Annotated in this window: 2 protein-coding genes; both read left to right on the top strand. The window is 51.5% G+C overall.

Translation table 11 applies throughout. The features are described 5' to 3' along the window. On the top strand, positions 1–5,983 hold a 5,983-nt coding region (locus ICN12_RS10630), incomplete at its 5' end, for an AIDA repeat-containing protein (RefSeq protein ID WP_216272483.1). Positions 5,984–6,028: 45 nt separating this feature from the next. Beyond that, a partial coding sequence (locus tag ICN12_RS10625) for an ESPR domain-containing protein (protein WP_216272482.1) occupies positions 6,029–6,867 on the top strand: 839 nt, incomplete at its 3' end.

Here is a 6,867-nt window from a genome sequence, read left to right as displayed (position 1 = left end):
CTCTTCTGGCGGTATTGCCAGCGGCACCATCATCAATGGTGGGGGAGTTGAATCAGTCTCTTCTGGCGGTGTTACCACCGGCACCACCATCAATAGCGGGGGAGTTGAAAGAGTCGCTGCTGGCGCTAGCGCTCTAGAAGTCATCCAGTCTATTGGCGGCGCACTGTCGGCAATCGTAGGTCTTGGCCCTGCTGGATCCTTTGTTACCGGTAGAAATGAAAGCGGCAACTTCTCTATTTCCGACTTAACAGCCAGTGGAGTAATTCTCAATTCTAGCGGTTTGTTGACCGTCACTGCTGGCGCTACTGCCACCGGCACCACCATCAATAGCGGGGGAGTTGGAAGAGTCTCTTCTGGCGGTATTGCCATTGCCGCCACCATCAATGGCGGGGGAACTCAATTTGTCTTTACTGGCGCCATTGCCAGCGCTACAACCATCAATAGTGGGGGAACTCAAACGGTATCTTCTGGCGGTGTTACCACTGGCACCACCATCAATGGCGGGGGATCTCAACTTGTCTTTACTGGCGGTGTTACCGCTGGCACCACCATCAATAGCGGGGGAGTTGAATCAATTGCTCTTAATGCTGTTACCACCGGCACCACCATCAATAGCGGGGGAACTGAAAGAGTCAATGCTGGCGCTAGCGCTCTAGGAGTCATTCAGTCTGCTGGCGGCGCACTGTCGGCAATCGTAGGTCTTGGCCCTGCTGGATCCTTAGTTAACGGCATCAATGAAAACGGCAACTTCTCTATTTCCGACTTAACAGCCAGTGGAGTAATTCTCAATTCTGGCGGTTTGTTGACCGTCAATTCTGGCGCTACTGCCACCGGCACCACCATCAATAGCGGGGGAGTTGAATCAGTCTCTTCTGGCGGTGTTACCACCGGCACCACCATCAATAGCGGGGGAACTGAAAGAGTCGCTGCTGGCGCTAGCGCTCTAGAAGTCATTCAGTCTGCTGGCGGTGTGCTGTCAGCAACCGTAGGTTCTGGCGCTGCTGGATCCTTAGTTAACGGTAGAAATGAAAGCGGCAACTTCTCTATTTCCGACTTAACAGCCAGTGGAGTAATTCTCAATTCTCGCGGTTTGTTGACCGTCTCTTCTGGCGGTATTGCCAGCGGCACCATCATCAATGGTGGGGGAGTTGAATCAGTCTCTTCTGGCGGTGTTACCACCGGCACCACCATCAATAGCGGGGGAGTTGAAAGAGTCGCTGCTGGCGCTAGCGCTCTAGAAGTCATCCAGTCTGCTGGCGGTGTGCTGTCAGCAACCGTAGGTTCTGGCGCTGCTGGATCCTTAGTTAACGGCATCAATGAAAACGGCAACTTCTCTATTTCCGACTTAACAGCCAGTGGAGTAATTCTCAATTCTCGCGGTTTGTTGACCGTCTCTTCTGGCGGTATTGCCAGCGGCACCATCATCAATGGTGGGGGAGTTGAATCAGTCTCTTCTGGCGGTGTTACCACCGGCACCACCATCAATAGCGGGGGAGTTGGAAGAGTCGCTGCTGGCGCTAGCGCTCTAGGAGTCACCCAGTTGGTTGGCGGCGCACTGTCGGCAATCGTAGGTCTTGACTCTGCTGGATCCCTTGTTACCGGTAGAAATGAAAGCGGCAACTTCTCTATTTCCGGCTTAACAGCCAGTGGAGTAATTCTCAATTCTGGCGGTTTGTTGGCCGTCACTTCTGGCGCTACTGCCACCGGCACCACCATCAATAGCGGGGGAGTTGAGAGAGTCTCTTCTGGCGCTACTGCCAGCACCGCCACCATCAATGACGGGGGAATTCAAGCAGTCTCTTCTGGCGCTACTGCCAGCACCGCCACCATCAATGACGGGGGAGCTCAAGCAGTCTTTTCTGGCGGTGTTACCACCGGCACCACCATCAATAGCGGGGGAATGGAGGTAGTCGCTGCTGGCGCTAGCGCTCTAGGAGTCACCCAGTTGGTTGGCGGCGTACTGTCGGCATTCGTAGGCCTTGACTCTGCTGGATCTCTTGTTACCGGTGTTAATGAAAACGGCGCCTTCTCTATTTCCGGCTTAACAGCCAGTGGAGTAATTCTCAATTCTGGCGGTTTGTTTGCCGGTTTTTTATTGGTCTCTTCTGGCGGTATTGCCAGCGGCACCATCATCAATGGTGGGGGAGTTGAATCAGTCTCTTCTGGCGGTGTTACCACCGGCACCATCATCAATAGCGGGGGAGTTGAAAGAGTCGCTGCTGGCGCTAGCGCTCTAGAAGTCATCCAGTCTGCTGGCGGTGTGCTGTCAGCAACCGTAGGTTCTGGCGCTGCTGGATCCTTAGTTAACGGCATCAATGAAAACGGCAACTTCTCTATTTCCGACTTAACAGCCAGTGGAGTAATTCTCAATTCTGGCGGTTTGTTGACCGTCAATTCTGGCGCTACTGCCAGCGGCACCACCATCAATAGCGGGGGAACTCAAGCAGTCTCTTCTGGCGCTACTGCCAGCACCACCACCATCAATAGCGGGGGAATTGAAAGAGTCTCTTCTGGAGGTGTTGCCACCGGCACCTCCATCAATAGCAGGGGATCTCAAACGGTCTCTTCTGGCGGTATTGCCAGCGCTACCACCATCAATAGTTGGGGAGCTCAAGCGGTTGCTGCTGGCGCCAGCGCTCTAGGAGTCATTCAGTCTGTTGGCGGTATACTGGAAGCAACCGTAGGTTCTGGCGCTACTGGATCCTTAGTTAACGGCACCAATGAAAACGGTAACTTCTCTATTTCCGGCTTAACAGCCAGTGGGGTGATTCTAAATAATGGTGGTTCTTTGTGGGTCACTCCTGGCGCTACTGCCAGCACTACCACCATCAAAAATGGGGGAGTTCAAAGAGTCTCTTCTGGTGCTACTGCCAGCGCTACCACCATCAATAGTGGCGGTTTTGAACTAGTCTATTCTGGCGCTACTGCCAGCACTACCACCATCAATAGCGGGGGAACTCAAGTGGTCTATTCTGGCGCTACTGCCAGCACTACCACCATCAATAGTGGCGGTATTGAAAGAGTCAATGCTGGCGCTAGCGCTCTAGGAGTCATTCAGTCTGCTGGCGGTATACTGGAAGCAACCGTAGGTTCTGGCGCTGCTGGATCCTTAGTTAACGGCATCAATGAAAACGGCAACTTCTCTATTTCCGACTTAACAGCCAGTGGGGTGATTCTAAATAATGGTGGTTCTTTGTGGGTCACTCCTGGCGCTATTGCCAGCGCTACCACCATCAATAGCGGGGGAGTTGAATCAATTGCTCCTAATGCTGTTACCACCGGCACCACCATCAATAGCGGGGGAGTTGAGGAGGTCGCTGCTGGCGCTAGCGCTATAGAAGTCATCCAGTCTGCTGGCGGTGTGCTGTCAGCAACCGTAGGTTCTGGCGCTGCTGGATCCTTAGTTAACGGTAGAAATGAAAGCGGCAACTTCTCTATTGCCGGCTTAACAGCCAGTGGAGTAATTCTCAATTCTAGCGGTTTGTTGACCGTCACTTCTGGCGCTACTGCCAGCGGCACCACCATTAATAGCGGGGGAACTCAAGCAGTCACTTCTGGCGCTACTGCCAGCGGCACCACCATTAATAGCGGGGGACTTGAAAGAGTCTCTTCTGGCGGTATTGCCAGCGGCACCATCATCAATAGCGGGGGAGTTGAAAGAGTCAATGCTGGCGCTAGCGCTCTAGGAGTCATTCAGTCTGCTGGCGGTATACTGGAAGCAACCGTAGGTTCTGGCGCTGCTGGATCCTTAGTTAACGGCATCAATGAAAACGGCGCCTTCTCTATTTCCGGCTTAACAGCCGGTGGAGTAATTCTCAATTCTGGCGGTTCGTTGACCATCTCTTCTGGCGGTATTGCTTCGGCTACGCTGGTTTCTGGCGGTTTGTTGGCCATCTCTTCTGGCGGTATTGCTTCGGCTACGCTGGTAAAAAATACGGGTGCAATTTACATCTCTTCTGGCGGAGCTTCTTATTACACCCAAATTAGTAGTGGGGGAAACGAGTATATCCTCTCCGGTGGTTATGGGCCGTCATCCACTATTTTTGCGGGGGGCTCACAAACCATTTCCTTTGGTGGTAAGGACTCAGGATCCACGATTCAGGCGGGAGGCGCGCAGGTTGTCGCAGGTATAGCGGAAACTATCGTCATTAGTGGCACCCAAACCATTCTTGCTGGTGGTAGCGGGGTAGGTGGTTTTGTAGCATCAGGTGGTACCGTTAGTGCGGCGTCAGGCTCATACATTTCTGGCTACGCCATTAGTGGTACTAACGCCTCCATACTTGCGCTAGGATCGGTAAATGCGATTTCATCGGGGGGTAGTACTGCAGTTACCGTTAGTGGCAGCGCTAATGCGGTGATGCTTAACGGCGCATCTCTCAATGCTGGCATCGAACTTTCTGGAGCTGGTAATACTCTAGCGTTGCAAAATGGCGTCACTGTATCTGCGGGAGTCAGTCTTGTTGACAGTAGCAACGCCAATTTCTTAGCGCTCAGCAATCAATCCTTAGCGATTGCCGGTACATCAATATCAGGAGCTACAACTGTTGCTGGGTGGAATCAGCTAAGCCTAACTAACTCTGCGTCAGCCGTTCTTGCGGGTGATGTGATCCTTACTGGAACAAACTCTTTGCTTAGTATTGATGGCTCCTCACTGCTATCTCAGGCGACGAATGACGCGATGGTAGTAGCCAATTCTCTACACAATGCTGGTACGATTGCAGTTGGCGCTGGACAAACCTTGAGTATTGTTGGTAACTATCAGCAAACGGGCGCTCTGCAGGCGGGCATTAGCAGCCCCAATAGTTATGGGAAGATGGCTGTCAATGGGGTTGCGGCGCTTTCCAACGCCACATTTTCTATAGCAGCTAATTCGCAAATGGCATTGGGAACGACGTACAGAAATATATTCTCGGCAACCCAAGGGCTTACTGGCACCTTTGGGCCTGGTACCTACAGAGGAATTGCGTATACATTCATGGTGGATGGCAGCAGTCTAGATTTGGTTACTGCTGCGACTCCAGTTTCCAACACCACCCCAACGCCACTTTTGAATGGTGGGCAGTCAGCCGCAGTGCTTAATCAGGCTCAGGCAACCATTCAACTCATCCGTGATCGAATGGAGAAAATGGCTGGTCCAGCTCATCAAGAGGCTGATAGCAATAATTACTTCTGGGCTACTCCGTATGGCTTTACCGCTCGACAAAGCGCTAATGGCGTACCGTCTGCCGCATACAATCAAAGAACGGGTGGCTTTGCGATGGGTGCTGATGCGCCCATCAACCCAGATTTGCGTGTTGGCGGCGCATTAATACTGCAAAACTCATCATTAACTGGGCAGGATACTCAAACCCAAAATGGATTAAATACAACGAGCTATCAACTGGCAGCATATGCCAGACAAAAAGTTGCGGATTCAACCGAGGTTAATGTAATTGCCAATCTTGCCTTAGATCAGAATAGCTCGAATCGTTTGGATACGATTGGCAGTCCTGGAACTGCAACGGCATCGTTTAAAGGTTGGCATGGTTTGGTTAGTAGTGAGTTAGCACATCAAGTTGCAGTTGGGCAAAGCACCATCACACCTTTAGCGCGCATAGACTATGGCTATGTTCGTGTGGGCGCCTATAACGAAAATGGAGCGGGTATATCTAATTTAACGGTCAATGGCCAGACCCAGTCCTCAGCCATTGGCTCGGTTGGGGTTAGGTATCGTTATGAGATTAATGAATCGAGCAGGATTTTAGTTGGGGCAACTGGCGGACACGATTTTGCCGCTAAAGCAGCGCCATTGACGGCTACTGATGGCGCAGGCACTGCCTTCACGGTTTATGGCAATAACCCTGGTTCATTTGTGATGCAAGGCGGTATTGGGTATGAGATGCAGACCAAAGATAATGTGCGAATTAGGGTTAATTATGATTATCTAGGCCGCAGTGGTTACTCAAATAACATGATTAATGCCGGTGCGCGCATCCCTTTTTAGGATGTCACAATCCCAGGCAAAACCTCTCCGAGAGTAAGTTTTACTGTGAATAAAATTTATAGACTTGTATTTTCCCGGCGACTGGGAAGTTTAGTTGTCGCCTCTGAAGTCGCAAAATCTTGCGGAAAAAGGGGTGGTAGTGGGTTGGCGCAAGCAGTGGTTAGCCTACTTGTGTTGACGGGTACTTTTACGCCGGATGCCTATGGTTTTACTACTCCTGTAACGTCTGCAACAGTAACGGGGGAGGTTGTTAGCAGCGGCACTCAAAGTATCCTTATTGGCGGTATTGCGATTGGTACCTGGGTATTTCACGGCGGCATTCAAAATATCAGTAGCGGCGGTATTGCAAGTGCTACTACGATAAGCGCTTTGGGTAGACAAAACGTTAGTGGCGGTGGTAGTGCGATTAGCACGACCATCAGTTCTGGCGGTACTCAAGCTGTTGGTAGTGGCGGTATTGCGATTAGCGCGACCATCAGTTCTGTCGGCAATCAAAATATCAGTAGCGGCGGTATTGCAAGTGCTACTACGCTAAGCAGTGGCGCTATTCAACGGCTTTATCTTGGTGGTAGTGCGATTAGCACGACCATCAGTGGTGGTATTCAAGCTGTTAGTAGCGGTGGTAGTGCGATTAGCACGACCATCAGTTTTGGTGGTAATCAATCTGTTTATGCTGGTGCTAGTGTGAGCGCTACTACGCTAAGCAGTGGCGGTAGCCAGACCCTCCTGAGAGGCGCTATTGTGAGTGGTCTTACGATAAATGATGGTGGTACTCAAGCTGTTAGTAGCGGTGGTAGTGCGATTAGTGCGACCATCAGTTCTGGCGGTACTCAAGCCGTTAGTAGTGGCGGTATTGCAAGTGCTACTACGGTAAATGATGGCGG

This window comes from Polynucleobacter sp. AM-25C3 (genome assembly GCF_018882335.1).
GTDB lineage: Bacteria > Pseudomonadota > Gammaproteobacteria > Burkholderiales > Burkholderiaceae > Polynucleobacter.
The sequence above is the reverse complement of the archived record's forward strand: the minus strand, read 5'-3'. Positions and strand labels throughout refer to the sequence as shown.